General features: G+C 56.8%; 31 protein-coding genes. 27 read left to right on the top strand and 4 right to left on the bottom strand.

Features of this window, described 5'->3' with window-relative positions; translation table 11 throughout:
• The first annotated feature begins 28 nt into the window (after positions 1–28).
• The 23 genes from rplR to B5F39_RS13295 all read left to right on the top strand — a co-directional run bounded on the left by rplR (position 29) and on the right by B5F39_RS13295 (position 16,154).
• The gene (rplR, locus tag B5F39_RS13405; RefSeq protein ID WP_239391298.1) at positions 29–367 is read left to right on the top strand and encodes a 50S ribosomal protein L18; all 339 of its coding nucleotides are present in this window, start codon (positions 29–31) and stop codon (positions 365–367) included.
• A gap of 15 nt (positions 368–382) precedes the next feature.
• Positions 383–904, top strand: coding sequence for a 30S ribosomal protein S5 (gene rpsE, locus B5F39_RS13400; RefSeq protein ID WP_087368551.1), 522 nt, complete (start codon positions 383–385; stop codon positions 902–904).
• 15 nt (positions 905–919) lie between these two features.
• Positions 920–1,102 carry a 50S ribosomal protein L30 gene (gene rpmD / locus B5F39_RS13395; RefSeq protein WP_087368549.1) on the top strand — a complete coding sequence of 61 codons (183 nt, stop codon included), beginning with the start codon at positions 920–922 and terminating at the stop codon, positions 1,100–1,102.
• 12 nt (positions 1,103–1,114) lie between these two features.
• Positions 1,115–1,561: a 50S ribosomal protein L15 gene (rplO, locus tag B5F39_RS13390; RefSeq protein WP_087368546.1), complete on the top strand. Its 447-nt coding sequence runs from the start codon at positions 1,115–1,117 to the stop codon at positions 1,559–1,561.
• 1 nt (position 1,562) lies between these two features.
• Positions 1,563–2,858 carry a preprotein translocase subunit SecY gene (secY, locus tag B5F39_RS13385; RefSeq protein ID WP_087368544.1) on the top strand — a complete coding sequence of 432 codons (1,296 nt, stop codon included), beginning with the start codon at positions 1,563–1,565 and terminating at the stop codon, positions 2,856–2,858.
• Between the two features lie 19 nt (positions 2,859–2,877).
• Entirely contained in the window at positions 2,878–3,525 is a 648-nt protein-coding gene (locus B5F39_RS13380; RefSeq protein WP_087368542.1) for an adenylate kinase, read from the top strand.
• Positions 3,525–4,295, top strand: a complete 771-nt coding sequence (gene map / locus B5F39_RS13375; RefSeq protein WP_087368540.1) for a type I methionyl aminopeptidase — start codon at positions 3,525–3,527, stop codon at positions 4,293–4,295. The genes B5F39_RS13380 and map overlap by 1 nt, the downstream gene beginning before the upstream one ends.
• A complete protein-coding gene (locus B5F39_RS13370) occupies positions 4,286–4,630 on the top strand; it encodes a KOW domain-containing RNA-binding protein (RefSeq protein WP_087368538.1) in 345 nt (114 codons plus the stop codon). The genes map and B5F39_RS13370 overlap by 10 nt, the downstream gene beginning before the upstream one ends.
• Positions 4,612–4,830, top strand: coding sequence for a translation initiation factor IF-1 (gene infA / locus B5F39_RS13365; RefSeq protein WP_008711020.1), 219 nt, complete (start codon positions 4,612–4,614; stop codon positions 4,828–4,830). Before B5F39_RS13370 ends, infA begins: the two co-directional genes overlap by 19 nt.
• A gap of 55 nt (positions 4,831–4,885) precedes the next feature.
• Positions 4,886–5,011, top strand: a complete 126-nt coding sequence (gene rpmJ / locus B5F39_RS13360) for a 50S ribosomal protein L36 (RefSeq protein ID WP_087368536.1) — start codon at positions 4,886–4,888, stop codon at positions 5,009–5,011.
• A 6-nt stretch (positions 5,012–5,017) separates the two neighbouring features.
• The gene (gene rpsM / locus B5F39_RS13355; protein WP_087368534.1) at positions 5,018–5,395 is read left to right on the top strand and encodes a 30S ribosomal protein S13; all 378 of its coding nucleotides are present in this window, start codon (positions 5,018–5,020) and stop codon (positions 5,393–5,395) included.
• Between the two features lie 22 nt (positions 5,396–5,417).
• Positions 5,418–5,810: a 30S ribosomal protein S11 gene (rpsK, locus tag B5F39_RS13350; RefSeq protein WP_087368533.1), complete on the top strand. Its 393-nt coding sequence runs from the start codon at positions 5,418–5,420 to the stop codon at positions 5,808–5,810.
• Positions 5,811–5,834: 24 nt separating this feature from the next.
• A complete protein-coding gene (gene rpsD / locus B5F39_RS13345) occupies positions 5,835–6,461 on the top strand; it encodes a 30S ribosomal protein S4 (protein WP_087368531.1) in 627 nt (208 codons plus the stop codon).
• Positions 6,462–6,484: 23 nt separating this feature from the next.
• A complete protein-coding gene (locus tag B5F39_RS13340) occupies positions 6,485–7,549 on the top strand; it encodes a DNA-directed RNA polymerase subunit alpha (RefSeq protein ID WP_087368529.1) in 1,065 nt (354 codons plus the stop codon).
• A 3-nt stretch (positions 7,550–7,552) separates the two neighbouring features.
• On the top strand, positions 7,553–7,906 hold the full coding sequence (gene rplQ, locus B5F39_RS13335) for a 50S ribosomal protein L17 (RefSeq protein ID WP_087368527.1): 354 nt from the start codon (positions 7,553–7,555) through the stop codon (positions 7,904–7,906).
• 10 nt (positions 7,907–7,916) lie between these two features.
• Positions 7,917–8,750: an ATP-binding cassette domain-containing protein gene (locus B5F39_RS13330; RefSeq protein ID WP_087368524.1), complete on the top strand. Its 834-nt coding sequence runs from the start codon at positions 7,917–7,919 to the stop codon at positions 8,748–8,750.
• Complete coding sequence (locus B5F39_RS13325; RefSeq protein WP_087368523.1) at positions 8,735–9,577, top strand: ATP-binding cassette domain-containing protein; 843 nt, start codon at positions 8,735–8,737, stop codon at positions 9,575–9,577. Before B5F39_RS13330 ends, B5F39_RS13325 begins: the two co-directional genes overlap by 16 nt.
• A complete protein-coding gene (locus tag B5F39_RS13320) occupies positions 9,561–10,376 on the top strand; it encodes an energy-coupling factor transporter transmembrane component T (RefSeq protein ID WP_087368521.1) in 816 nt (271 codons plus the stop codon). The genes B5F39_RS13325 and B5F39_RS13320 overlap by 17 nt, the downstream gene beginning before the upstream one ends.
• A complete protein-coding gene (gene truA / locus B5F39_RS13315) occupies positions 10,370–11,128 on the top strand; it encodes a tRNA pseudouridine(38-40) synthase TruA (RefSeq protein WP_239391294.1) in 759 nt (252 codons plus the stop codon). Before B5F39_RS13320 ends, truA begins: the two co-directional genes overlap by 7 nt.
• A gap of 68 nt (positions 11,129–11,196) precedes the next feature.
• Positions 11,197–12,240, top strand: coding sequence for a rod shape-determining protein (locus B5F39_RS13310; RefSeq protein WP_087368519.1), 1,044 nt, complete (start codon positions 11,197–11,199; stop codon positions 12,238–12,240).
• Positions 12,240–12,662, top strand: a complete 423-nt coding sequence (locus B5F39_RS13305) for a YkgJ family cysteine cluster protein (RefSeq protein ID WP_087368517.1) — start codon at positions 12,240–12,242, stop codon at positions 12,660–12,662. Before B5F39_RS13310 ends, B5F39_RS13305 begins: the two co-directional genes overlap by 1 nt.
• Before the next feature lie 343 nt (positions 12,663–13,005).
• Positions 13,006–14,373 carry an L-lysine 6-transaminase gene (gene lat, locus B5F39_RS13300; protein WP_087368515.1) on the top strand — a complete coding sequence of 456 codons (1,368 nt, stop codon included), beginning with the start codon at positions 13,006–13,008 and terminating at the stop codon, positions 14,371–14,373.
• 407 nt (positions 14,374–14,780) lie between these two features.
• The gene (locus B5F39_RS13295) at positions 14,781–16,154 is read left to right on the top strand and encodes a C69 family dipeptidase (RefSeq protein ID WP_087368513.1); all 1,374 of its coding nucleotides are present in this window, start codon (positions 14,781–14,783) and stop codon (positions 16,152–16,154) included.
• Positions 16,155–16,370: 216 nt separating this feature from the next.
• Here the strand turns inward: B5F39_RS13295 and B5F39_RS13290 are convergent, their stop codons facing one another.
• From B5F39_RS13290 to B5F39_RS13280, 3 genes are all read right to left on the bottom strand, one after another.
• Entirely contained in the window at positions 16,371–17,642 is a 1,272-nt protein-coding gene (locus B5F39_RS13290; RefSeq protein WP_087368511.1) for an enolase, read from the bottom strand.
• A 12-nt stretch (positions 17,643–17,654) separates the two neighbouring features.
• Positions 17,655–19,058, bottom strand: a complete 1,404-nt coding sequence (locus B5F39_RS13285) for a DUF4147 domain-containing protein (RefSeq protein ID WP_087368509.1) — start codon at positions 19,056–19,058, stop codon at positions 17,655–17,657.
• 123 nt (positions 19,059–19,181) lie between these two features.
• Positions 19,182–20,123, bottom strand: a complete 942-nt coding sequence (locus B5F39_RS13280; RefSeq protein ID WP_158096069.1) for an AraC family transcriptional regulator — start codon at positions 20,121–20,123, stop codon at positions 19,182–19,184.
• Between the two features lie 306 nt (positions 20,124–20,429).
• Here B5F39_RS13280 and B5F39_RS13275 point away from each other — a divergent pair, with 306 nt between their 5' ends.
• Genes B5F39_RS13275 through B5F39_RS13260 form a run of 4 tightly spaced genes read left to right on the top strand, consistent with a single transcriptional unit; the run spans position 20,430 to position 24,452 of the window.
• Positions 20,430–21,551 carry a tyramine oxidase subunit B gene (locus B5F39_RS13275; protein ID WP_087368506.1) on the top strand — a complete coding sequence of 374 codons (1,122 nt, stop codon included), beginning with the start codon at positions 20,430–20,432 and terminating at the stop codon, positions 21,549–21,551.
• A gap of 33 nt (positions 21,552–21,584) precedes the next feature.
• A complete protein-coding gene (locus tag B5F39_RS13270; protein WP_087368504.1) occupies positions 21,585–22,859 on the top strand; it encodes a TRAP transporter large permease in 1,275 nt (424 codons plus the stop codon).
• 37 nt (positions 22,860–22,896) lie between these two features.
• The gene (locus tag B5F39_RS13265) at positions 22,897–23,925 is read left to right on the top strand and encodes a TRAP transporter substrate-binding protein (protein WP_087368503.1); all 1,029 of its coding nucleotides are present in this window, start codon (positions 22,897–22,899) and stop codon (positions 23,923–23,925) included.
• Between the two features lie 17 nt (positions 23,926–23,942).
• Entirely contained in the window at positions 23,943–24,452 is a 510-nt protein-coding gene (locus tag B5F39_RS13260; protein ID WP_087368501.1) for a TRAP transporter small permease, read from the top strand.
• 92 nt (positions 24,453–24,544) lie between these two features.
• Here the strand turns inward: B5F39_RS13260 and B5F39_RS13255 are convergent, their stop codons facing one another.
• Positions 24,545–25,747: an ATP-binding protein gene (locus B5F39_RS13255; RefSeq protein WP_255376033.1), complete on the bottom strand. Its 1,203-nt coding sequence runs from the start codon at positions 25,745–25,747 to the stop codon at positions 24,545–24,547.
• Positions 25,748–25,889: the final 142 nt, after the last annotated feature.

Below are 25,889 nucleotides of genomic sequence, written 5' to 3'. Positions count from 1 at the left end.
GTTGATTAAAAGTCGCAGTCGTAATGAAATGCGGGAGATCCGCCACCGCCGCCTCAGGAGACATCTCTCCGGCACAGCCGAGCGCCCGCGCCTTGCGGTATTCGCAAGCCTGAAGCATATCAGCGTACAGGTAGTCGACGACGAAAAGGGGCATACGCTCGTTTCTGCGTCTACCGTACAGGATAAGTTTGAAGAAATAAAGGGCACCGGCAATCAGGAAGCCGCAAAGGCGGTCGGTAAGCTCATCGCAGAGCGCGCTCTCGCTCATGGAATTACGGAAGTGGTTTTCGACAGGGGCGGCCATGTCTATCACGGCAGGATCAAAGCCCTTGCGGAAGCCGCCCGCGAAGCCGGTCTGAAGTTCTAAGGGAGGCGCAGTATAGTGGCGAAAGAGACACAGCAGAATACAAAATCCTACAGCAGCAGGGGCCTTGAACTTTCTGAGCGCATCGTTTCCATCAACCGCGTCAGCAAAGTCGTAAAAGGCGGTAAGCGCTTCCGCTTCAGCGTTCTTGTCGTCGTCGGCGACGGCGTGAGCCAGGTCGGCCTCGGTACCGGCAAGGCGAAGGAAATTTCCGTAGCCATGAAGAAGGGGATTGAGCATGCGAAGAAGAACATGATCGACCTCAAGAAGACGGGGCACACGCTTCCCCATCCGATTATAGGGAAGTTCGGCGCGGCGGAGGTTCTTCTCCGTCCGGCAGCTCCGGGTACCGGCGTTCTTGCCGGCTCCTCGGTTCGCCCGATAATGGAGCTCGGCGGGGTGAAGGACGTTATCGCGAAGGTTACGGGCAGGACTTCCAACCCGATCAACATCGCCTATGCAACGCTCGACGCGGTGAAGCGCCTTCGTACGCCTGAAGAAATTTACCGCCTGCGCGGTAAAGAACGCAAGGAAGCCTAGGGAGGTAACATCACCATGGCTAAGCTTCGTATAACGTGGAAAAGAAGCACGATCGGCCGTCCTCCGCACCAGGAGCGCGTTATCAAAGCTCTTGGCTTTCACAGGCTCAACGAGACTGTGTACCATGAGGACACTCCGCAGATTCGCGGCATGATTGCGAAAATCAGCCATCTGTTGGATTTCTCAGTCGAGGAATAAGGAGGTACTGGCATGAAACTTCATGAACTCAGTCCCGTGCCGGGATCGCGCAGAAAGCCGAAACGTCTCGGCCAGGGCCTTGGAAGCGGCAAAGGCAAAACCGCCGGTAAGGGCCACAAAGGACAGAAGGCTAGAAAGAGCCCGGACATCAAGGCCAACTTCGAAGGCGGGCAGATGCCGCTCGCGCGCCGTATCCCGAAGCGCGGGTTCAGCAACTTCCGTTTCGCGGTGAAGTACGAGATCGTCAACATTGCGGATCTGGAAGAACGCTTTGAGGCGGGCAGTGAAGTCACGGCGAAGGAGCTCAGCGAGCTCCGTCTGATTTCGTCGCCCGAAAGCCCCGTGAAGGTGCTCGGCGTCGGCGAACTCAGCAAGAGCCTCAATGTTAAGGCGAACGCTTACAGCGCGTCCGCCGCGAAGAAGATAGAAGCTGCCGGCGGCAAGGCTGAGGTGATATAGTATGCTGGATTCATTCCGGGACACTTTTCGGCTGCCTGATCTGAAGCGCCGCATCCTTTTTACGCTTGCAGCGCTGTTCGTGTACCGACTTGGCGCCCATGTGCCCACTCCCGGAGTGGATGCAGCCGCCCTCGGAAGGCTGTTTGATCAGGGATCCATTCTTGGATTCCTTGATCTTTTTGCCGGAGGGGCCCTCAGCCGTTTCAGCATCTTTGCGCTGGGCGTCACGCCCTACATCAACTCCAGCATCGTCATGCAGCTTCTCGCGGTAGTAGTGCCGAGCATAGAGAAGCTTCAGAAGGAGGGAGATGAGGGGCGTAAGAAGATAGTCCAGTGGACGCGCTACGGGACCATCATCTTCGCTTTCATCCAGGCGGTCGGAATGACCGGATGGCTGAGAGGGTTGGGAATCTATACGGGGAGCTTCATGGATATCATCCTCGTTTCCCTCACTTTGACGACCGGAGCCGTCGCCGTCATGTGGCTCGGTGAGATAATGTCCGACCATGGGATCGGCAACGGCATCTCGCTCCTTATCTTCGCGGGTATCGTTGTGAGGATTCCTGAAGCCGTCGTCCGTACCTTCTCGCTTGTACGCCTCGGAGAGATGAATGTGCTCGTCCTGCTGCTTGCCATAGCGGTTATGCTCGCGGTTGTCGCGGGCTGCGTCATGCTGCAGGAGGGACAGCGCCGTCTGCCTGTGCAGTACGCCAAACGCATGGTCGGGAATAAAATGTACGGCGGACAGAGCAGCTTCATCCCGCTTAGGGTAAATACGGCGGGAGTTATACCGATAATCTTCGCGTCTTCGGTCCTGCTCTTCCCTTACACCGTCGCCGGCCTGTTCCAGAACAGCGCAGCCAGAGCCGTTCAGCAGGCCATGAGCCCGAACAGCCCAATCTATATGGTGCTGTATGTGATAATGATCGTGTTCTTCTCGTATTTCTATACGGCTGTTGTATTCAAGCCTGAAGATATATCGAATAATATGAAGAAGAACGGCGGGTTCATCCTCGGCATCCGTCCCGGAAAGCCGACGACCGATTACATCGAAAAGGTTATGGGGCGCATTACCCTCGGCGGCGCGGTGGCGCTCGCTGTGATAGCGGTCGTGCCTACGATGATGACGGGGATTATGAACATCAATACCTTCTATTTTGGCGGCACAGCGGTTATAATCGTAGTCGGCGTCGCTCTCGACACCGTGCATCAGATTGAAGGCCAGCTTCTGATGCGCCATTATGAAGGGATTCTGAAACGCCGCGGCGGCAGAGGCGGCGGGCTTTTGAAACTGTAGTCCAAAAGAGGCGAATCAGATGAGGATCATTCTTCTGGGAGCGCCTGGCGCCGGTAAGGGCACTCAGGCGGACAGTATAAAAGCTAAATATCCGGTCGCTCATATCTCGACCGGAGACATGCTTCGCTCCAACATAAAAGAGGGAACGGAGCTCGGCAGGAACGCCGAGGTCTACATGGACGCCGGCAAGCTTGTGCCAGACGACGTGATAATCGCCATGATGGAAAGACGCCTCATGGAAGACGACGCGAAGGAAGGTTTCATGCTGGACGGTTTTCCGCGTACGATTGCGCAGGCAAAAGCGCTTGACGAGATTCTCGATAAGATGAAGCTCAAGCTTGACGCGGTTGTCGACCTCGTCATAGAGGACGACGCGGTCGTCGGACGCCTGACTTCGAGAAGAGTCTGCCGCCAGTGCGGCGAGATTTATAACACGGTGATGAAGCCGTCGTCGAAGGAAGGCGTCTGCGACAAGTGCGGCGGCGACGTCGTACAGCGCGACGACGACAAGGAAGACGTCATACGCAAACGTCTCTCCGTCTTTCACGAGCAGACGGCCCCGCTGATCGATTATTACGGGAAGCAGGGCATCCTCGTGCCGGTGGACGCGACCGGCGAGAAAGACGCCGTCCTGAAAGTACTGGAACAGAAGAAGGCTAACGCCTGATGATTACTTTTAAAAGCGACCGCGACATAGCCAAGATGCGCAGGGCTGGTCAGGTTGTGGCCGACATCCTCAAGCTTATGCGCGATATGGTGAGGCCAGGAGTCGATACCTTGACGCTTGATGAAGCGGCCGAGAATCTCGTACTGAAAGCCGGCGGTAAACCCGCTTTCAAAGGGTACAAGGTTCCGTGGGTCTCGGTTCCCTTCCCAGGCACGATCTGCGCTTCTATAAACAACGAAGTCGTGCATGGGATTCCTTCTAGAAGCCGCGTGCTTCAGGAGGGAGACATAATCAGTATCGATACCGGAGCCTCCATAGAGGGCTTTTTCGGCGACGCGGCGTGTACCTACGCGGTGGGGAAGATAAGCGATGAACGACAGCGGCTGCTCGATCTTACGCTTGAATCCCTCCATAAGGGAGTTGCCGCGGTGAAGCCGGGAGCGACGCTCGGAGACATCGGTCATGCGGTAGAAAGCGTCGTGATTCCCGCCGGCTACGGCCTCGTAAGAGACTACGCCGGTCACGGCATCGGGCATAAACTTCACGAAGCGCCGCAGGTTCCCAATTTCGGGGAGCCTGGCAGCGGTCTCACCGTCAAACCGCGAATGACGTTCTGCGTGGAGCCTATGGTGATGACCGGGGAAGAAGACGTGAAATCTCTGGCGGACGGATGGACCGTCGTTACGAAGGACGGCAGCGACGCGGCTCACTTTGAGTTCAGCCTGCTGGTCACGGAAGACGGCGTGGAGATACTCACGCCATGGGAGTGAGAGGATCGAGGAACATCGGCCTCTTTCACGCGGGGGACGTCGTCATAGTACGGCGCGGCAAATTCGCCGGCAAACCCTTTGCGGTGGTTGGGATGCGCGATGACAGGGTCCTTATCGCTAACGGGGCCGAGTACGAAGCGTCCAAGCCAAAGAAAAAAAATGTTATTCATCTGCAGCATACGCACTTTAATCTCGAAGATGTGGCCGGGCGTGTCACTAGCGGTAAACCTCTTGACAACGGCTGGTTGATGCAGGAGATTTCGGTTGTGATGAACAGAGACTGCGCATCTTGCAAACAGGAGGATGGATCAGCCGGATGGCCAAAGAAGAGGTAATCGAAGTAAAGGGCAAAGTTGTTGAGCCGCTCCCCAACGCCATGTTCCGCGTGGAGCTGGAGAACGGTCATAAAATCTTAGCTCATGTTTCGGGTAAAATGCGGATGCATTTCATCAGAATACTTCCGGGCGACAGGGTGCTTCTGCAGCTTTCGCCCTACGATCTGACCCGCGGACGGATAACATACAGATATAAGTAGACGAAGATAATCGTCGTCGGGGAACAAGAAGTTTAGTCAAGGAGGTCTGCATTTAATGAAAGTAAGACCGTCGGTCAAGCCGATATGTGAATACTGCAGAGTCATCAAGCGTCACGGCGTCGTGCGCGTAATATGCAGCAGAAACCCGCGCCACAAGCAGCGCCAGGGTGCAAGGAGGTAGCAGGGAATGGCTCGTCTAGCCGGTGTCGACCTGCCGCGTGAGAAAAGAATCGAAATAGCCCTTACCTATATATTTGGTATCGGGCCGGCAGTAGCGAACGATATTATAAAGGTCACTGGGATAGATCCCAACACCCGCGTCAAGGACCTCACCGAGGAAGAGGAGCAGAAGCTCCGCGCGGAAATTGAAAACAACCGTCATGTCGAAGGCGACCTCCGCCGCGACATCGCCATGAACATCAAGCGTCTGATGGACATCGGATGCTATCGAGGCCTCCGTCACCGCCTCGGCCTTCCTGTAAGGGGACAGAGGACGAAGACGAACGCCCGCACGCGCAAGGGCCCGAAGAGGACCGTCGCCGGCAAGAAGAAAGCTACGAAGTAAGGTTTTAGGGAGGGAATAACAGTTGGCCAAACGCGTACAGCGCAGCCGCAAGCGCAAAGAAAGAAAGAACGTAAGCTACGGCGTAGCACATATATATTCGACCTTCAACAACACGATAGTGACGCTGACCGACAAGCAGGGCAACGCGCTCTCCTGGGCTTCGGGCGGAAACGTCGGTTTCAAGGGAACGCGTAAATCGACTCCGTACGCTGCCCAGATGTCGGCTGCCCAGGCCGCCAAGGTGGCTCAGGATCACGGGGTCGTCGAGATAGACGTCGTCGTCAAAGGCCCCGGACCGGGACGCGAGTCCGCAATCCGTTCGCTTCAGGCGGCCGGACTTCAGGTAAACGTGATTCGCGACGCAACGCCGATCCCGCACAACGGATGCCGTCCTCCGAAACGGCGCCGCGTGTAGTCCCATAAGGAGGTACTTATACAGATGAGCAGATATACAGGACCTGTCTGCCGGCTCTGCCGCGCGGAAGGCGCCAAGCTCTTTTTGAAAGGTGACCGCTGCTACACGGAGAAGTGCGGACTCACCAAGCGCAACTCTAAGCCCGGACAGCACGGCACGCGCCGCGGGAAGCAGAGCGAATACGGAATCCGTCTCCGCGAGAAGCAGAAGCTCCGCCGCTTCTACGGGATCAACGAGACGCAGTTCAGCACGATATATGAGAAAGCCACGGGGATGGCCGGGCAGACCGGTCACAACTTCCTTCAGCTTCTTGAGCGCCGTCTCGACAACGTCGTCTACCGTCTCGGTTTCGGAGTGAGCCGCGCGCAGGCGCGCCAGCTCGTCAGCCACGGCCATTTCACGGTCAACGGCCGCAAACTCAATATACCGAGCGCGCTTCTCAAGCCCGGCGACGTCGTCGCCGTCGCGGAAGGAAGCCGCGATATCCAGACGCTGAAGGACAACGCAGAGGCTTCGGCCGCGCGCAGCATACCCGCGTGGCTCGAATTTAATCCGGAAACAATGTCAGGCACGTTACTTACGGTACCGGTTCGCGAGCAGATAGACGTTCCTGTGAACGAACAGCTTGTTGTTGAATTCTATGCACGTTAGTGTGACGAAAGGTGGGGGAGAACATGGAGCATGATCGCCATGAGATCATAGTACAAGAATCCACCCCGTCGTATGGTAAAATCACCATCGAGCCCCTTGAAAGAGGCTATGGCGTAACGCTCGGCAACTCCCTGCGCCGCGTCCTGCTCTCTTCTATAAGCGGCGCGGCCGTGGTAGCGGTGCGCATCGAGGGAGTTATGCATGAATTCAGCACAATTCCGGGAGTCAAGGAGGACGTCATAGAGCTTCTCGTCAATATGAAGCATGTACCCGTCCGCTGCCACTCGGCTACGGTCAGGACGCTTCACCTCGAGGCGAAGGGCCCCAAGGTCGTCACTGTATCCGATATCGACCCGGACAGCGAGATAGAGTTCCCCGATCCCGAGGCGTATATCTGCACCATCGAGGAAGGCCATTCGATCTCGATGGACATATATGTGACCACGGGCACGGGATATGCTCCGATCGACCGTCCGAGAGCTTCCTACCTTCCGGTCGACGCGCTTCAGACGGACGCGCTTTTCTCCCCCGTCCAGCGCGTGAAATATGACATTCAGGACAAACGCATGGGGCAGAGGACTGACTACGACAGCCTCACCCTTGAGATTTGGACGAACGAGGTCGTTTCGCCAGAGTCCGCGGTCATCCAGGCGAGTCGTATCCTCAAGGGATACTACGCGTCGATCGTCGATGCGCTTGCGGGCCCTGGTACCAGCGCTCTCGACGAGATCATCAAGAGCGACGATTCATCGCGTTCCGCTCTCGGCGGCGCGAAGGGCTTCGGCCCCGGAATGACGGGTTTCCCGATGGGCGAGAACTCCATTTATACGCGCCCGGTGAGGGATCTCGAGCTTTCCGTCCGCAGCGAGAACTGCCTGCTGCGCGGCGGCGTCCACATGATAGGCGAGCTCGTGTCGCGCACGAGGGACGACCTTCTGAAAATCCGCAACCTCGGTAAAATCTCGCTTAAAGAGATCGAGGAAAAACTTGCCAAATTCGACCTGCATCTGAGCGGCGACATAAGCACGCCGATCGACGATGACGACGAGGATTTGGAGACCAACGAACAGAATCCGAAGGAGGAGTAAGCAATGAGACACCGCATGAGTACAAGGCGGTTGGGCCGCTGCAGCGCCCACAGGTGGGCCATGCTTGGCAACATGGCGGCCAGTCTCTTCGTAGAGGGTAGCATCGTGACGACCGAGACCCGCGCCAAGGAGCTTCGCCGCGTAGCCGAGAAGCTCATCACGAAGGCGAAGTCCGGGACGCTCAACGACCGTCGTCTCGTTATTGCCAGGATCCCTCATAAAGAGGCGGTAAATAAGCTGTTCAACGAGCTCGGCCCGAAGTACGCCGAGCGCAACGGCGGCTATACCAGAATAGTCAAAATCGGGACTCGCGTAGGCGATTCCTCGCCGATGGCGGTAATACAGCTCGTAGACTAAAAATCCGGTTATGCCGCAAGAAACACAATTCATTCTCCAAGGCGCGGAGTTCGCTTATGCGGACGCGGGCGAAAAGATACTCCGCGGGATCGATTTGGAAATCCGCGCCGGCGAGTGGGTTGCGCTTCTTGGGGCTAACGGTTCTGGTAAGTCCACACTTCTAAAAATATTAAGCGCCCTGCTGACTCCCACGCAGGGCTTTTGTTTTGTCCGCGGAAAGGACACGAAGGCCGCGAAGCCGTCCGAGCTCCGCGGCGTTTCCGCCATCGTATTCCAGAACCCGGAGGATCAGATAGTCGCCGCAGTCGTCGAAGAGGAGGCCGCCTTCGGCCCGGAGAATCTGGGCGTCTCGCCTGGAGAGATACGGGCGCGCGTCGAAAGGTCGCTCAGAGCCGTTGGGCTGTGGGAGCGGCGGCGCGACCTCGTTTCGTCGCTCTCCGGTGGGCAGAAGCAGCGCCTCGCCCTCGCGGGCGCTCTCGCGATGGAGCCGCAGGCGATACTTCTCGACGAGGCTCTGTCTATGCTCGACCCGCGCTCTCGCGTCGAATTCACCGATATGATTGCCGCCGAGCATAAAAAAGGCGTCACAATAGTTGAGGTGACGCACCGTCTTGAGGAGATACGCCGCGCCGGCCGGGCCGTCGTTCTTGACGGCGGACGCGTTGTATGCGACATGCCGGTCCGCGATTTTTTACGTAAGAGCTCCGCCGAGCTGGCTGCGATGAAGCTTACGAAGCCGCCGCTCGAGCGTTTAGCTGAAAACCTGCGCGCAGAGGGGTTCATATCGTCTGAATGTCCCGACGGCGCGGAAGCGCTGGTGGAGGAATTATGCCGCTCGTTGTAGAAAATCTGAGCTGCACGTACAACTTAGGGCTGCCGTCCGAGCGCGCCGCTCTGAGCGGCGTCTCTTTCGAGGTTGAGCGCGGCGCCGTAGTCTCCGTGCTCGGGCACACGGGCAGCGGAAAATCCACGCTCGCGCAGCATCTGAACGGGCTCATCGCGCCGCAGGGCGGCAGCGTGACCGCCGACGGCGTCTCGAGCGCGGCCGCGCCGCGCGACATGAGGCGAAAGGTCGGCCTCGTCTTCCAGTATCCGGAGGAGCAGATATTTTCAGAAAAAGTTTTCGACGAAATAGCCTTCGCGCCTCGCAACTGGGGCGTTCCGGAGGATGAAATCGAGGGCCGCGTGCGCTGGGCCGCGCGCGAGACCGGGCTCGGGGAGGCGCTGCTCGACGCTTCACCATACGGCCTTTCGGGAGGACAAAAACGCAGCGTCGCCATCGCCTCCGTAATATCCGCCCGACCGTCGTACCTCGTGCTCGACGAGCCGACGGCGGGGCTGGACTTCGCCGCTTCGTCCGCTTTTATATCTATGCTTGAAAGGCTCGCCGCCTCCGGCACCGGGGTAACGCTGATAACCCACGACATTGAGCTCGCGCTCGAGGTCAGCTCAATGATACTAGTGCTCGAGGAGGGGCGCGCCGTATCGTGGGGCACGCCGGAAGAGACCGCGGAGGCCGTCGTATCGAGAAATATAAAGGGACTCGCCGCGCCGGAGATTCTGGAAATCTCGGCGAAGCTGCGGCGCGCCGGTAAAATCTCTAAATTGGCGTGGAGCGCGGATGCGCTGATGGACGAGCTGAGGAGAGTCAGAAATGGCGTCTCTCAATAAAATAGCGCTCGGACAGTACGTCCCGGCCGAATCCTTCGTACATTCTCTCGACCCGCGCGCGAAGATACTCGTCACCGCCGCCGCGATGGCCGCCGTCTTTATGATACGCACTATGCCGGCCTTCCTTCTGTGCGGCCTCTCTATTTTCTTGCTCTCGCGGCTCGCGGCCCTGCCCTTCCGTCTCGTGCTCCGCTCGGCGCGCCCGGTGCTGTTCCTGGTGATATTCACGTCCTTATTTCATTTATTCCTTACGCCAGGCACGCCGCTGCTCTCGATCTTCGGAGCCGAAATAACGCGCGAGGGCGCGGCGCTCGCCGCCGCGATGTCGCTGCGGCTCATATACCTCGTGATGTTTGCCTCGCTGCTGACATTCACGACCACCCCCGCGAAAATCTCCGACGGGCTCGAGGGGCTTCTCTCGCCCTTCAAGCGGCTCGGCCTGCCCGCGCACGACATAGCGATGATGATCACCATCGCGCTGCGTTTCATCCCGACGCTTTTTGAAGAGACTTCGCGCATCATCAAAGCGCAGAAATCGCGCGGGGCCGAGTTCGACTGCGGCGGCCCCATTCGCCGGGCGAAAGCCTACATTCCGGTGCTGATACCGCTTTTCGTCATAGTTTTCAGACGGGCGGAAAACCTCGCGCTGGCAATGGAGGCGCGCGGCTACTCCGGCGGCGAGGGGCGAACCAAGCTTTATCCGCCCGTGTGGAGACGGACTGACGGAGCTGCGCTCGCAGTTTTCCTGCTCGGCTGCGTTCTGCTCGTCGCCTTCGACAGGACGGCGCGCTTATGGTGAGATACGCCGCCGAAGTTTCATACGACGGAGGAAAATTCTTCGGCTGGCAGGTGCAGCCGGGGCTGCCTACCGTCCAGCTCGCGCTCGAAGAAGCCGCCTCAGCGATCAACGGGGGGCGTACGAACGTCGCGGGGGCCGGGCGCACGGACACCGGCGTACACGCGCGCGCGCAGGTCTGCACATTCGACATGAAGCGAGAATGGGAGCCGCGCGGCCTCATGCTGGCGATGAACGCGCATCTCCCGCAGGGAGTGAGCGTCATGCGCACGGCGCGGGTCGCGGACGATTTTCACGCGCGCTTCAGCGCCCTCTCGCGCGAATACCGCTACTTCATCTGGAACGCAAGTTCGATATACCCCCACATAAAAGGCTGCGCCGCTTGGCTCAAGCACGGAGGCTACGACTGGAAAGCCGCCGCCCGCGCCACGAAACGGCTGGAAGGGACGCACGACTTCCGCAACTTCTGCCGCCTCGAGGGCTATGAACATACGACCGTGCGCACGATAGCGCGCGCACGCCTCGTCCAAAGAGGACGCCTCGTCGTATTCCAGATACGCGGCGACGGATTCCTTCACAATATGGTGCGCATAATCCTCGGCAACCTCGAGCTTGCGGCGCTCGGCAAAATAAAGCCGGAGGAAATAAACTCGCTGCTGGACACGGAAACGCGCACTCGCTCCGACGGAGGCAGGACGTTCCCCGCCTGCGGCCTCTGGTTCTGGAAGGTCACCTACGACGCGCCGATATGGTAAAATTGTTATCTGAACGGAACACGTTATGCAGACAAGACCTCTGTATAAAAACGGGAGGCTGACGAATTTTGTGGAATAAAGACATAGGCATAGACCTCGGGACGGCGACAGTCCTCGTATTCGTAAAAGGCAAGGGCATAGTGCTGCGCGAACCCTCGGTCGTAGCGATGGACCAATCGACCGGCAAAATACTCTCCGTCGGCGAAGACGCCAAAGTGATGATAGGCAAGACGCCCGGCAACGTCGTAGCCATCCGCCCGCTGCGCGACGGGGTCATAGCCGACTACACCATGACGGAAGTCATGCTGCGCGAATTTATGAAAAAAGTTACCCACGGCATAGAGCGCCTCGTGCGCCACCGCCTGATGATAGGCGTGCCGGCCGGAGCCACCGACGTCGAGCGCCGCGCAGTGCTCGAGGCCGCGCTTGAAGTCGGGGCGAAGGAAGCATATCTGATAGAGGAGCCGATGGCCGCCGCGATAGGAGCGAATATGCCGGTCGGCGAGCCGGTTGGCAACATGGTCGTAGACATAGGCGGCGGCACCAGCGACATAGCGATAGTATCGCTCGGCGGCCTCGTCGTCTACGAATCGCTGCGCGTCGGCGGAGACAAATTCGACGAATCGATAGTCCGCTACATGCGTAAGCAGTTCAACCTGGCGATAGGCGAGCAGACGGCCGAGGACATCAAAAAGCAGATAGGAGCCTGCGACCCAAAGACCGCCTCGCCCGAAAAGACGATGGACATACGCGGACGCGACCTCATACAAGGGCTTCCGCGCCAGGTCACGGTCTCAAGCGTCGATATAGCTAAGGCCATAGAAGAGCCCGTCAACGCAATCGTCGCCGGAATAAAGCGCGTGCTTGAGAAAACGCCGCCTGAGCTGTCCGCCGACGTAATGGACCGCGGAATAATCCTCACCGGCGGCGGCGCGTACCTGCGCGGCATAGCCGAGCTTATAATGGAAGAGACCGAGATAAACGCGATGGTCGCGGAATCCGCCGGAGAGTGCGTCGCGCTCGGCACGGGGATAGCGCTTGAATCGCTCGACAAACTCAAGGAGACGGGAGCCGTCTACCTCGCGACGAGAAAGGGCATCGTCAACAAATAATGAGTTTCTGGTGGGAAAAAGAAGGCGTGCGCTTCGAGTGCCGCGGCTGCGGACGCTGCTGCGGCGGCGAGCCGGGCGAAATATGGGTGACGCCCGCCGAGCGCGCGAGAATAGCCGCCGAGCTCGGCATGGACGAGGCCGCCTTCAGAAAGGAATGCCTAACGCGCATAGACGGGCGCTGCAGCATAAAGGAAAAGGAGAACTACGACTGCCTCTTCCTCGACGCGGATACACGCCGCTGCAAAATCTACAAAGTCCGCCCGCTCCAGTGCCGCATGTTCCCATTCTGGCCCTCGATGCTGACCGACAGGCGCGTATGGGACTATTACGCCGCCTTCTGCCCCGGCATGAACGACGGCAGGCTTTATCCGCCTGAGCTGGTGCGAAAATTCCTCGAACTCCCAGCAGCCTCCGAGCTGTAAGAAAAAACGACACAGCGGCCCTGTAAGGGGCCGCTGTTACTTTTACCCTCGCCGCGAAAAACGCTCCATAAGACGAAAGCTTGCGAACGGCGGCTTTCCGCACAGCGGATACGACAGCGCTCCGCCGCGCATCAAGAGGCGGGCAGTAAAATTAAATTTATAAAATAAATATTATTCTATAAAGAAAAATATAATATTTTATCAAAAAATAATAGTAGAAGTCTGGAAATTAACCCTTGATTTTATTGTATTTTGAATGTAGACTAAAAGTGCAGTGGAGTTTTGAACGAACTATTCCCAGCATTGTCTAAACAGTCTAACTAAACATTGGGAGGTTATGCAAATGGCATCGAATTGTTCCGTAGCGCCAAAGGACGTATTCTCGACGATAGAAAAGCTGCTGCTCCGCGACGGTTTTGACATCGTAATCGACATGGAGAAATCAAAGGGCAGTCACGTCATAGATTCCGTCAGCGGGGCGGACTGGCTCGACTTCTATACGTTCTTCGCGTCGGCCCCCTTCGGGATGAACCACCCGAAGCTCGACAACGAAGAGTTCAAGGAAAAGATATTCCGCGCAGCTATCAACAAAGTCGCCAACTCCGACATCTACACTCAGGAGATGGCCGAATTCGTCAAGACCTTCGGCGAGGTAGCCGTGCCCGAAGGCTACGAGCACCTGTTCCTGATAGACTACGGGACGCTCGCCGTCGAAAACACCTTCAAAGTTGCGATGGACTGGAAGACTCAGAAACTTCTTCAGAAGGGCAAGATAACCCCTGGCGAAGCCTACGACGGGCGCAAAGGCACGAAGATAATGCACTTCAACGAGGCGTTCCACGGGCGCAGCGGATACACTCTCTCCGTGACGAACACCAACGACCCGAACAAGCACCAGCGCTACGCGAAATTCACCGAGTGGCCGCGCATCATCAACCCGAAGATCACCTTCCCGCTCGAAGAGCATCTCGGCGAAGTCGAGTGGCTCGAGGCGCAGGCCATCAAGCAGATCAAACACGTTCTGATGAACGATCCCGACGGAATAGCCGCCGTCATCATCGAGACCATACAGGGCGAGGGCGGCGACAACCATTTCCGCACGGAGTTCTTCAAGCAGCTCCGCCAGATATGCGACGAGAACGAAATGCTGCTCATCTTCGACGAAGTCCAGTGCGGCATGGGCATCACCGGCAAGATGTGGGCGTGGGAGCACCACGCTCCGGTCAAGCCGGACCTCTTCTCCTTCGGCAAGAAGGCGCAGATATGCGGCGTCATCGCCGGACCGCGCATCGACGAAGTGGAGAACAACTGCTTCAAGGTCTCGAGCCGCCTCAACTCGACGTGGGGCGGAACCGTGGTAGATATGGTGCGCGCGCAGAGATACCTTGAAATCTACCGCGACGACAAAATTCTCGACTACGTCGCGAACGTCGCCGGCCCGGCGCTCTATAACGGACTCAAGGAGCTCGAGGCAGAGTTCCCGAAGTATATCCGCAACGTCCGCGGCAAAGGACTCATGTGCGCCTACGACATATGCTCTGAAGAGCTGCGCAACAAGTTCCTCAAAGCCTGCCAGGCCAACCACATGCTCATCCTCGGCTGCGGCAGCAACACCGTCCGCTTCCGCCCGGCGCTCAACGTCCCGCTCGAGGACATCAAACTCGGAATCGAAATCTCGCGCAAGGCCGCGAGGGAAGTTTTCGGAAAGTAGCGCGGAAACGCGAATCAAAGTAAACGCACGGAAACGCCGGGGGCACGCCTCCGGCGTTTCCGCTTTCGTATACTTGATTAATTTTTCTAAAAATTGTATGTCGCCCTGCAAATCTCCTGCGCCCGGTGAAACGTGGCGGGCCCTGCTGGGTATTCGTCCCATATCCAATAGCCTCGTCGCCTCTATGCCGCTTCATTCAGCCTCGGTGCAAGGGATGGAGATTCCGGCCAGAAGATTGCCGGAATGACATAAATGTCTGCCGGTTTAGTCAATTCACTATTATTTATGCAGAAACGTATTCGTTTCCCGCGGTTTGTGCGCGCCGTTTTTCTTTGCCGCGCGAGTGAGTATAATGTTCGTGTAATCGGGAAAATCCTGCATACGCGAAGGGAGAAGAAGAGTAAAAAATGCTTTCATGCGACACATTCGCGCTTCCGGCGGGGAGATGCCTGGGCGGGAGCAATCTTCTGGCGAAAAACAGCGACAGGCCGCTCGGCGAGGCGCAGGCGCTGACATGGTCGCCCGGCGCGAAGCACGGAGCCGGCGAGAAAGTCGAATGTACCTACATATCCGTCCCGCAGACCGGCGAGACATACGGCGTGCTCGGCTCCAGACCCTACTGGATGTGGGGCTTCGAGATGGGCGTCAACGAAAAAGGCGTGATGATAGGCAACGAGGCGCAGGGCAGCAAAGCCGCCGAGACGGGACGCGGAAACGCGCTGCTTGGCATGGATATGCTGCGCCTCGGCCTCGAGCGAGGAGCGACTGCCCGCGAGGCGATGCGCGTCATAACGGCGCTGCTTGAGGAATACGGGCAGAACGCCAACGCGAGCGTGCTCGAGGACAAACGTTACGAAAATTCTTTTCTTATAGCCGACAGGGAGGAAATTTGGCTGCTCGAGACGGCTGGGCGCATGTGGGCCGCCAAACGCATAGAAGAGCCGTGCGCGATAAGCAACTGCTATACGATCGCGAAACCGGACGAATGCAGCGAGGCGCTGGAAAAATATGCGCGGGACAAAGGCTGGCTCGCGGAAGGCGAGCGGTTTAACTTCGCGAAGGCCTACACGGCCCCGGCGCAAAGACAGACCGGCGCCGTGCCGAGGCTGCGGCGGCTGAGCTCCATGCTCGAAGCCGAAAAAGACCCCTTCGACGCCGTTACGGTAAAATCCATCCTGCGCGACCACTTCGAGGGCACGCTCCTAGAGCCGCGCTTCGGCGTATCCTTCGGCGTCTTCCCGTCGGTCTGTATGCACGCGATGACGCCGGAGTCGAGCCAGACGGCCGCCTCCATGATATGCCGCTGGGCGGAAGGCGCGGGCCCTGCGATGCGCTTCGCCTGCTCGCTGCCATGCTTGTCGCTCTACATACCGGCGTACTGCGCCGGCCCTCTGCCGCCGCTTATGAGCGAAAGCGGCGAAAAGTTCAGTGAAAGCTCGCTCTGGTGGCTCTTTGAAAGGCTCGCCGCCGCGGTATCGGCCGACTACGACAGATACGCGCCGTTCATCCGCGTGGGCGGAGTCGCGCTCGAAGAGGAAATCGAAACGCAGGCCGCGAGAGCCGAACGCGAGGCGGCCCGTCTGGCAAGGCGCGGCCTTTCCGAAGAAGCCGCAGAAGTCCTCTGCTCAGTCATGGAAGAGTGCGCGAACAAAGCCGCATCGTTTGCGCTGAAAAACTTCGAAAGAATAAGCGCAATGATAAAATCCCGCGGCGGCCTGGCCGGCACGAAAAAAGAATTTCTGGAGGAGTACTGCAGGCGCGTCGGGATGAGGCTGTGGTGAGGGGGCGGCGTTCGTGTTTCGCGGCCCGTTCCGCCCGAGTTTAAGCAAGCGCGGCCGGGCCGTAATGCCGTGCGCTGCGCTGTGCGCAGTCCGCAAAAGCGAGCGTAAAAATACTTTTGAACAGGCGGCGACGCGCGCCGTTTCTTGAACGGATATAACAACGTAAAAAAGCCGGAGCCGTCGCTCCGGCCTTTTCGTGTGGAAGGCGCGCTTCTCCTAGAAGCGCACGAGCGAAGAAATGTCCGACATCACGCAGCCGGGGTTCAGGTCGGCGACGCGCATCAGGAAATTCAGTTTGTCTATCCTCTCGCCGGAGCGCGGGCAGCCGTTCTTGATAAAGCTCACGTCGAGGCCGACCGCGAGGTCCATCACGACGTCGCCGATGACGCCGCCCGAGCGTCCGGAAGGTATCGCGAGCAGTCCGCGCTCGCGCGCAAAGCGGTATGCGTCGAGCGCTTCGCTTATCGTGCCGACCTGGTTCGGCTTGAGGATGAAGCCGTCTATCGAGTTCGTCGAGCAGGCGCGCGCTATGCGTTCCTTGCTTGTCGCGGTGAAGTCGTCTGCTATGATGAGAGTCCTCGTTATCTCTCTGTGGGCCTTTTCGTAGCCATCCCAGTCGTTTTCGTCGAGCATGTCCTCGATGAAGACGAAATTCCATCTTTCCGTAAGCCCTTTGACGTAGCCTATGAGCTCGTCGGAGGAAAGGCGCTTGCCGTTAAGGTAGTACGTCTTAGTCTCGGCGTCGTACATCTCGCTGGAGGCGCAGTCGAGCGCAAAAGCGCATTTGCCGGTGTAGCCGCACGCGTCTATCGCCTCCTGCATGAGCGATAACAGCACCTCCGGGTCCTCCGACGGCGCGATCCAGCCGTATGATCCGCCGACGCCCGGCTCTTTTTTCGTATAGTTCTTGATGACGGGGCCGAGCTTCTGGAACACCTTGACGGCGATCTCGACGGCTTCGTATATGGAATCGGCCTTGTAGGGCATCACGATGAATTCGTTGAAGGCCTGCGTCAGTCCGGGATATTTCCCGCCGTTGATGACGTTGAATGACGGTATCGGCACGTCTTTGACCGGCTCGCCCGCTATATAGTCGTAGAGCGTTTTGCCGGCGTCTCCTGCGGCGGCGCGGAAAGCCGCTATCGATGCGCTGTATATCGCGTTTCCGCCGAGATTATGTTTGTCCGGCGTGCCGTCGAGCTCTATCATTATTTTGTCTATTTCTTCCTGCCCGCTAACTTCTTTGCCTATGAGCGCCGGGGCTATTATCTTGTTCACGTTTTCGACGGCCTTGTGGACGCTCATGCCGTTGTATTCTTTGGGGTCGTTGTCGCGCAGCACGAACGACTCGTACATTCCGACGGAACTTCCGGTCGGCGCGCTTCCGCGTCCGAGCGAGCCTTTTTCGGTTATTACGTCTACCTCCACCATCGGGCGGCATTTGCAGTCGATTAGCTGTCTTGCCTTGACTTCCGTTATCTTTGACATTTTCGCGTCCTCCTAATCTATTTTCGGAACGTACATTACGTTGAAGTCGCAGAGGTTGGTTCCAGTGTTTCCTGTGAAGACCGCGTCTCCTATCGCGTCGAGCGCCTCGAAGCTCGCGTGTCCGCGCAGCGCTGCGTGTACGTCGATTCCCTTTTCAAGAGCCGCCTTGTAGCTGGTCGAGTCGGTGATGCCGCCCGCGACGCCGGTCGTGCCGTCGGTGCCCTCTGAATCTATCGAGAGCAGGCATATCCCCCTGGCCTTAGCGGCCGATAGCGCGAAGCTCAGCGTCTCCTCCTGCGACGGGCCGCCGTGGCCCGTTATCGTGCTGTTGTCGAGGATCTGCGTCGTCGCTTCGCCGGAGGCGAGCAGCACGCACGGAGCCTTGACCGGGTTGCCGTAGGCCTGTATCTCGCGCGCCACTGAGGCGAGCATCGTGCCTACGTCGCGGCTCTCGCCCTCGAGGAACGACGTGAGTATGACGGCGGGAACGCCCATCTCTTCCGCAATTTTTTTCGCGTAGGCGCATGAGTCTGGCAGCGTGTTTATTAAGTAGTACGTGTTGTTCGGGAAGGCCTTCGGCGTCTCGCACTCGGGGCCCGCGTTCATCAGGTAGTCCACGACGTTCTTCGGCAGCCTGTCCGCGACGTCGTAATCGCGTATCACGCGCCGCGCGTCGTCGAGCGTCGTCGCGTCCGGCCCCATCGGCGTGCTCTTGTAATTTGCGTAAGGGATGCCGATGTCGCCTGTCGGAGGCGTGCCCACGGCGTCGCTGATGCCGAAACCTATCAGCTCAGCGCCGCGCGCCTCTATACGCTTCGCCAGCATGCCGCCGTTCATCTGCGATATGTGGCGGCGTATCGCGTTTATCTCGTATATGTTCGCCCCGGACTTGAGCATCACGTCCGTCACCTTTATCTCGTCTTCGAGCGAGATCCCGTCTATCGGGCAGCTCATCAGCGCGGAGCTGCCTCCGCTGATGACGCATATAAACAGGTCGTCCGGTCCGGAGTTGTCCACGATGTCGAGTATTATCCTGCAGGCCCTGTAGCCCTCTTCGTTGGGGAGCGGATGCCCGCCGACGTAAACTTCGGTTTTATTGAAAACGTCCGTCGGCTCCGATATTTTTACGATCGCTATGCCGCGCGTCAGCCTGTCTCCGAGTATCTCGTCCACCGCCATCGCCATGTGGTTGCATGCCTTGCCGGCGCCGAGCAGATAGACGTTCTTTTTCTTGGAAAGGTCCCAGCTCTTCGTCCCGATGCGCAGAATATCGCCGTCCAGGCTCATTATGCTCTTGATGCGCTCCTTAGCGTCAAGCTTCTGGAGCGTCCTGTCGGCTATGTCGAGGACGATGCGTCTTGACTCCGTGTCTCCGTGGGATAAAAGCTGCTCGCGGTTCCTTATTTTCCACTGCATATATAAAAACCTCCCGTTGGCTTTGTACGAAGCTTTATTATGTCCAGAGTGCGAATCCAGTATAAAAAGCTTTATTTAACAAAGTCAACGGGAGCGTCAATATGTCGATAGTTGAGGGCAATATTACGAATAGTCTTCCTCGGGCCGCGGCGCATCCTCCGATTTGCCTTCCTTGCGAATATGCTTGCGGTACTGCATCGGCGAGCAGTGCATCATCTTCTTGAAGCATTCCGTGAAGTAGCTGCCGGAGCCGAAGCCTACGCTCTGCGCTATCTCCGAAATGTTGTGGTCGGTCGTCGCCAGCATCTTCATGCCCTGGTGTATGCGGTAGTTTATCAGATATGCGAATGGCGTTGTGCCGAGTACGCGCTGGAAGACGCGGCAGCATTCGCCTTTGCTGATGTGGTCCGACTCCGCTATCTCGGTCAGGGATATGCGCTCCATATAGTTCTTGTGTATGAAGTGCGTGAGCGACCTTATCCTCTGTTTGTCCGCGAAGGATACGAGCGAGGAGGCCGAGATTAGGCTTTCGTTGTTCTGCACGATGAGGTGCCATATCTTCAGTATGATGGAGTACATCTCAAGCTCGTAGCCGAAGCGCTCCGCGCGGTTGACCGCTATGAGCGAATCCATGAGCTTACGCACCTCGAGATGCCACGGCTCGTCCCGGAAAACTATCGCCTGCAGCTCGTTGGAGTAGAGGACTGGATTGACATAGTCCTGGCGCAGCAGACTTTCGGCGTAGCCGTAAACGACCTTAGGGTGAAAATTGACGCATGTGTAGACGCCGTCCTTGTCCTCGGTCGGGACGGCCTCGTGTATGCAGCCGCTGTTGAAGAAAACGGCCTCGCCCTTTTCAAGCCGGAATTCATTTTCCGGCGTCCTGAAAATCACGGAGCCCTTTACGACCGCAGAGATTTGTATCTCGTAGTGCCAGTGCGGAACGAAGGCGACATAGCTGTCGGAGACGCGCTGCTCGTCCATAGACATCGGGAAGGCGAAATCGCCGTGCTCCGTGAGCTCCTGGAGCGTGCTGTCTACAAGTATGGGGCGGTAATTTATCACAGAAAATCCACTCTCCTTTTCTGGAGAATTAAAAATAAACACACAACCCCTTACACGTTGAGCATATTGTACCATACTTACAAGTTAATATTTTTATAAAACGGGCTAATAAGCTAATAGAAAATACCTATTCCTATGCCTATACTGTTTGACAGAACTTATTGTGAATACATTCTTAAGGCTGTTATAAAAGACAGTTCAGTGGTTTTGTTGTCTTTTTGCCGTGTTAAGGAGGGCGGCGCCGCTTGATTGTTATATAGCTTTTATCAAAAGCTGAAAACTGATCGCAATAAGGAGAGATGCTGAATGAGCAACAAGATTGAGTTTATCTATCTTTCTGAGCCGGATACCATCAAGCTCGGTATCACCGACGCTCCGGCGTGGGTAGACGTCTGCGAAGAGGTCTTCGGGCTCCTCGCCAAGGGCGACTACCTCATGGGCGGGCCGAACCACAACAGCCACGGCATGGGGATAATCTTCCCGAAGGAATCTCCCTTCCCGAATATGCCGGTCGCCGGCCCCGACCGCCGCTTCTTCGCAATGCCGGCCTATCTCGGCGGCCGCTTCGATGTCTGCGGCAACAAGTGGTACGGCTCGAACGCCGCGAACACCGCGAAGGGGCTCCCGCGCTCGATACTGACCGTCCTCATCAACGATAAGGACACTGGCGCGCCCCTCTGCCACATGTCGGCGAACATACTCAGCGCGACGCGCACGGGAGCCATCCCCGCCGTCGCCACGCGCCACCTCGCGCGCAAGGATTCCGAAGTCTGCGCCGTTATAGGCTGCGGCCCGATAAACAAGTCCTGCTTCCGCCACATCGTAACCCAGGCCCCGAACCTCAAGAAGATCATAACCTACGACATATTCCTCGATAAGGCGCAGGCCTTCGCCGACTGGGCCAAGAGCGAATTCGGCCTCGAAGCCTCCGCCACGACGGAACTGCCGGAGGCGCTCAAGGAGGCCGACCTCGTCACCGTCGCCGCGTCGCGCCTCAAGCCGCTCCACATCGAGAGCTCGTGGATTAAAAAAGGCGCTCTCGTCATGCTCACCGGCCCCGCTAAGGGCGACGACGACCTCTGGCTCAAGAGCAAGATAGTCTACGACAACATCAAGCTTCACGAAGCCTACGTCGAAGAAGCCTACGCCTCCGGCGACGTCCCCGGATATTACGCCGGAGTCATCGGCGGCCCGATATACACGCTCATCGACGAAGGCAAGCTTCCGAAGCTTGAGGACTCCACCGACATCGGAAACGTCATACTCGGCAACAAGCCCGGACGCACGAGCGACGACGAGACGATAATCTTCGTCGCCTGCGGAATGGCGGTATTCGACGTCGCATGCGGCTTCGAGCTCTACCAGCGCGCGCTGAAACAGGGCGTAGGCCAGAAGCTCCTGCTGTGGGACGAGCCGTATATAAAGTAACAAGGTGAAATTTTGCCGAAGGAGTTCAATTAAATGGAACTAGCGACGCTGGTCATTTGTTTTCTGTTTTTGATGGTGATAGGGCTGCCTATAGCTTATAACCTGATTATAAGCTCGCTGGCATATCTTCTTGTCAGCGGTTTTCCTGTCATCGTCATCACGCAGAAGATGTATGAGGGAATGAACAGCTTCTCCTTCCTGGCAGTTCCGTTCTTCGTACTTACGGGACAGCTCATGCTCAAGGGGAAGCTGCTTGAATCGCTCATCGACTTCGTAAATGCTTTCTTCGGGCGTTTCAACGGAGCGATAGCGATGGTCACTATAGGCGCTAGCCTCCTTATGGGGTCGATCGTCGGCCTCGCGGTCGCAGCCGCCGCTTCGCTCGGAGTCTTTCTCATTCCTATGATGAAGAAGGAGGGCTATTCCGCTGCGTTTTCCGCCGGTGTCATGTCGTCGGCTTCACTTCTCGGCCCGATAATGCCGCCGAGCGTCCTGATGATCCTTTACTGCATGTCCGTCGGCAAAACGTCCATTGCCGGACTATTTATGGCTGCGATAGTCCCGGCCCTGCTTATCGCAGGGGTGCAGATCGTAATTGCCAACAGGATAGCGACGAAGCGCGGGTACAAAGCTCACGGCAAGGCTACGGCCGAACAGAAAATAGCGGCGACCAAGAAGGCGTTGCCGTCTCTGCTGCTGCCGGTCATCATTCTCGGAGGCATATTCAGCGGTATATTCACGATAACCGAGGCATCGGCTGTTGCCGTGCTTTACAGCGGATTCCTCGCCTTCTGCGTCAACCGCTCCGTCAAGCTCAAGGACATCCCGGATATGTTCCTTGACGCGGCTTCGACGACCGGGCTCGTCCTGCTGCTTGCTGGAGCAGGAAGCGTTATGGCCTGGGCCATCGCGAACGAGCGTCTGCTCGACAGCCTCATCGGCCCGCTTTCGACGATGCCGTGGTGGCTTTTCCTGCTCTGCGTCAACATCCTGCTCCTTATCGTCGGTTGTTTCATGGACGACTATGCCTCGATAGTCATTCTCGCCCCGCTTATCGCGCCTATAGCGTGGGAGCTCGGCATAGACCCTCTTCATATAGGGCTCGTCATCTGCATCAACCTGGTCGTAGGACTCGCGACGCCGCCCTTTGGAATAACACTTTTCGTCACAAGCCCTGTGGCGGGGGTGCGAATAGAGGACACTGTCAAGGAAGCGATACCATTTATCGCCGCCACGATATGCGTCCTTCTGCTCGTCACTTTCTGCCCGAAACTGGTGCTTTTCCTGCCTCGCCTGGCGGGTTACTAGCAGCATAGAATATTACTGAGAGGAGTTATTTCTGAAAATGAGAAGAAAAGCGATAGCTGCACTTTTAACTCTTGCCTGCGTCATGTTGACGTCTGTATGCGCCTTCGCCGCTGAAAAAATCACGGCGCGCGTCTCCGCCTGCAACTCGATGACGCATCCGCAGACGATAGGCCTTCTTGTAATGAAGCAGTACGTCGAGGACAAAACCGACGGCAATTTCGTAATCAACATCTTCCCGAACAGCCAGCTCGGCGCCGAGGAAGAGTCACTCGCACAGGTGCAGACTGGCTCCCTCGAAATGGCGACCGCGTCTCTGGCGCCCGTCACCACGTTCCAGAAAAATTTCTTCGTCCTCGATATTCCGTTCCTTTTCAATAATTACAATGAAGCGTGGATGGTGATGGACAGCAAAGTCGGGCAGGATCTGCTCGCCTCGCTCGAAGAATGCGGCATGAAAGGGCTCGCCTACATGGAAAACGGCTTCCGTCATGTTACCTCTTCCGTGAAACCTATAACAAAGCTTGCCGATTTCAAAGGGCTTAAGATAAGAACGATGCAGAACCCGATGCACATGGCGAGCTTTGAAGCCCTCGGCGCAAACCCGACGCCCGTCCCCTTCTCCGAACTCTATCTTTCGATGCAGCAGAAAATCGTAGACGGACAGGAAAACCCGATTTCCAATATGTGGGACCTCAACATGTACGAAGTACAGAAATATGTCTCGCTCACCGGGCACATTTACGACGGAATGCCGCTTGTCGCCAATCTCCGCTGGTTTGAAAAGCTGCCGCCCGAATATCAGGAGGCTCTCGCCGTCGGTGCGATTCTTGGACAGAACTACAGCCGCTTCGTAAACGCGGGCCGCGAGGACGTGATACTTGCAGAGCTTAAGAAAAGGGGCATGGAAGTCAACAGTCTCGAACCGTCGGCGTTAGCAGAGATACGGAACGCGGCGCAGCCTGTCGTTATAGAAAGAGCAAAGAAAGAGCTTGGGGCTGAATACGTCGATAAATTCCTTTCCGACATCAAAGCGGTTAAAGCAGATATTCTCAAGGGGATGAATTAGAAGGAAGTGCGTAAGCTATGCTGGCTGCTCTCGATAAGCTTATAAAAGCAGTCTACAATGTAGTGCTGGCGGTGATAATCGCCATTGGGCTAGTAATGCTGGTCGTCGCTTGGGCGCACGTATTCTGCCGCTATGTGCTCAACGATTCGCTGACATGGTCCGAAGAGCTGCTTAAGATACTTCTAGTGTGGTTCTGCCTGCTCAGCACGACCATAATAGCTGTACAGCGCGAGCATGTGAGCATCGTAGTTTTTAAGGAGATGATGCCGCACAGCGCGAACCGCACTCTGACATTTGTTTCGCAGATTCTTATGCTCGCCGCGTCGGTGATCGTTATGCTCATAGGCATAGATTTCGTGAATGTCGCAGGCTCACGCATGACGCCGGCCCTTAGGATCCCTTATCGGTACACATATTCGGCGATTCCTGTCTCCTTTGCAATCTTGTCGTTGTATGAGCTGCGCAATACGATTGCAGATTTTGTAAAGGGACCGAAGTTCGCAATCGACGTAAAACCGAAAGACTAATTCAGCAATTTCCCGGAGTTTTTCCCTTGAAGCAGAGGATGCCCCGCGCCGTTATAAGCGGGGCATCCTCGTTTTGTATCTGACTCAGCTGATTACACGAGCCAGGCCGGGACGTACCAGTTTTTTTCGTCGATGGGCAGCAGGTTCTTCGACATGCAAATTACGTTGCCTTGGCCTATTGCGGTCTTGAGCTCGCGCATTCCTCCGAAGCGTTCCGGATTATCCAGCGGAGCCAGCACGGAGAAATTTTTTATTGAGCTCTTGCCTGGCGAAGCGGCTTTCTTTATTTCGATGGGAAATATCGTACCGTTCTGATAGAGCAGGATGTCTATTTCCTTCTGGTCTTTGTCTCTGTAGTAATAGACAGGCGGCTCCTTCCCGGCGTTCAGATAGCTTTTGTAAATTTCGGAGAATACGTAGCTTTCAAAAAAAACCCCAGACATTATGCCGCGTTCAAGGACTTCAGGGCTTCCCCATTTTAAAAGGTACGCCGCCAGCCCGGTGTCCAGGAAATGCATGAGCGGCATTTTTACCGCGCGCTTTAAGATGTTGTTCGAGTATGGCTGAACGAGCGCGATAATGTGAGACGATACGAGCAGAGAGAGCCATTTCTTGGCAGTCGGCGCGCTTATGCCTGCTGCGCCCGCAAACTCCTCATATACGACCGGCTTCGACGTGTGCGCGGCAGTTATCGTCATAAAATTATAAAACTGCATCTCGTCCGCCACCTGTGAAAGGTCGCGGATATCGCGCTGCAAGTATGTCTCTACGTAAGACCTATAATACACTTCCCAGTCTGTGTCACCTGCGTAGAGCGCCGGCATCGACCCTTTGAATATTCTGGCGTAGATTTCGTTCAGGCCTCTTTCTTTCATACCAGCGGCTCGTTTCATAAGGCGCGCGGCGTCTGTGGTGTACGGAGTGCTTTCGTATCCGTATATCTCCGCGTCCGAGAGTCCCAGCAGATTGACGATGCCTACGCGCCCAGCCAGGCTTTCGCTTACGTTCTTCATAAGCCGGAATACCTGCGAGCCGGTAAGCCAGAAATCTCCCTTGCGTCCTGAGCGGTCGGCGCTCATCTTTATATACGGCAGTAGCTCCGTAGCGTACTGAATTTCGTCAATGAGCACCGGCGGAGTATAGCGCTGCATAAAAAGAGCGGGATCGCGCTTTGCTAGATACCGAACGTCAGGGTCGTCTAGCGTCACATATTTTCGATCGTCCTCCATAAGCTTCTGTAACAGTGTAGTTTTCCCGACCTGTCTGGGCCCTGTGACAAGCAGAACAGGAAACATATTCGACAATTTTTTTACCGTTTCTTCTGCCGCGCGTTTTATGTACATTTAATTCATACCCGGCTATTCTAAAATTTGATTTTATTATAGCCAAACATAATGTGGTGTCAAATGCTATACTCCCGCTGCGGCATCGCTGTGT

It is taken from the genome of Cloacibacillus sp. An23, assembly GCF_002159945.1.
Taxonomy (GTDB): domain Bacteria; phylum Synergistota; class Synergistia; order Synergistales; family Synergistaceae; genus Caccocola.
The sequence above is the reverse complement of the archived record's forward strand: the minus strand, read 5'-3'. Positions and strand labels throughout refer to the sequence as shown.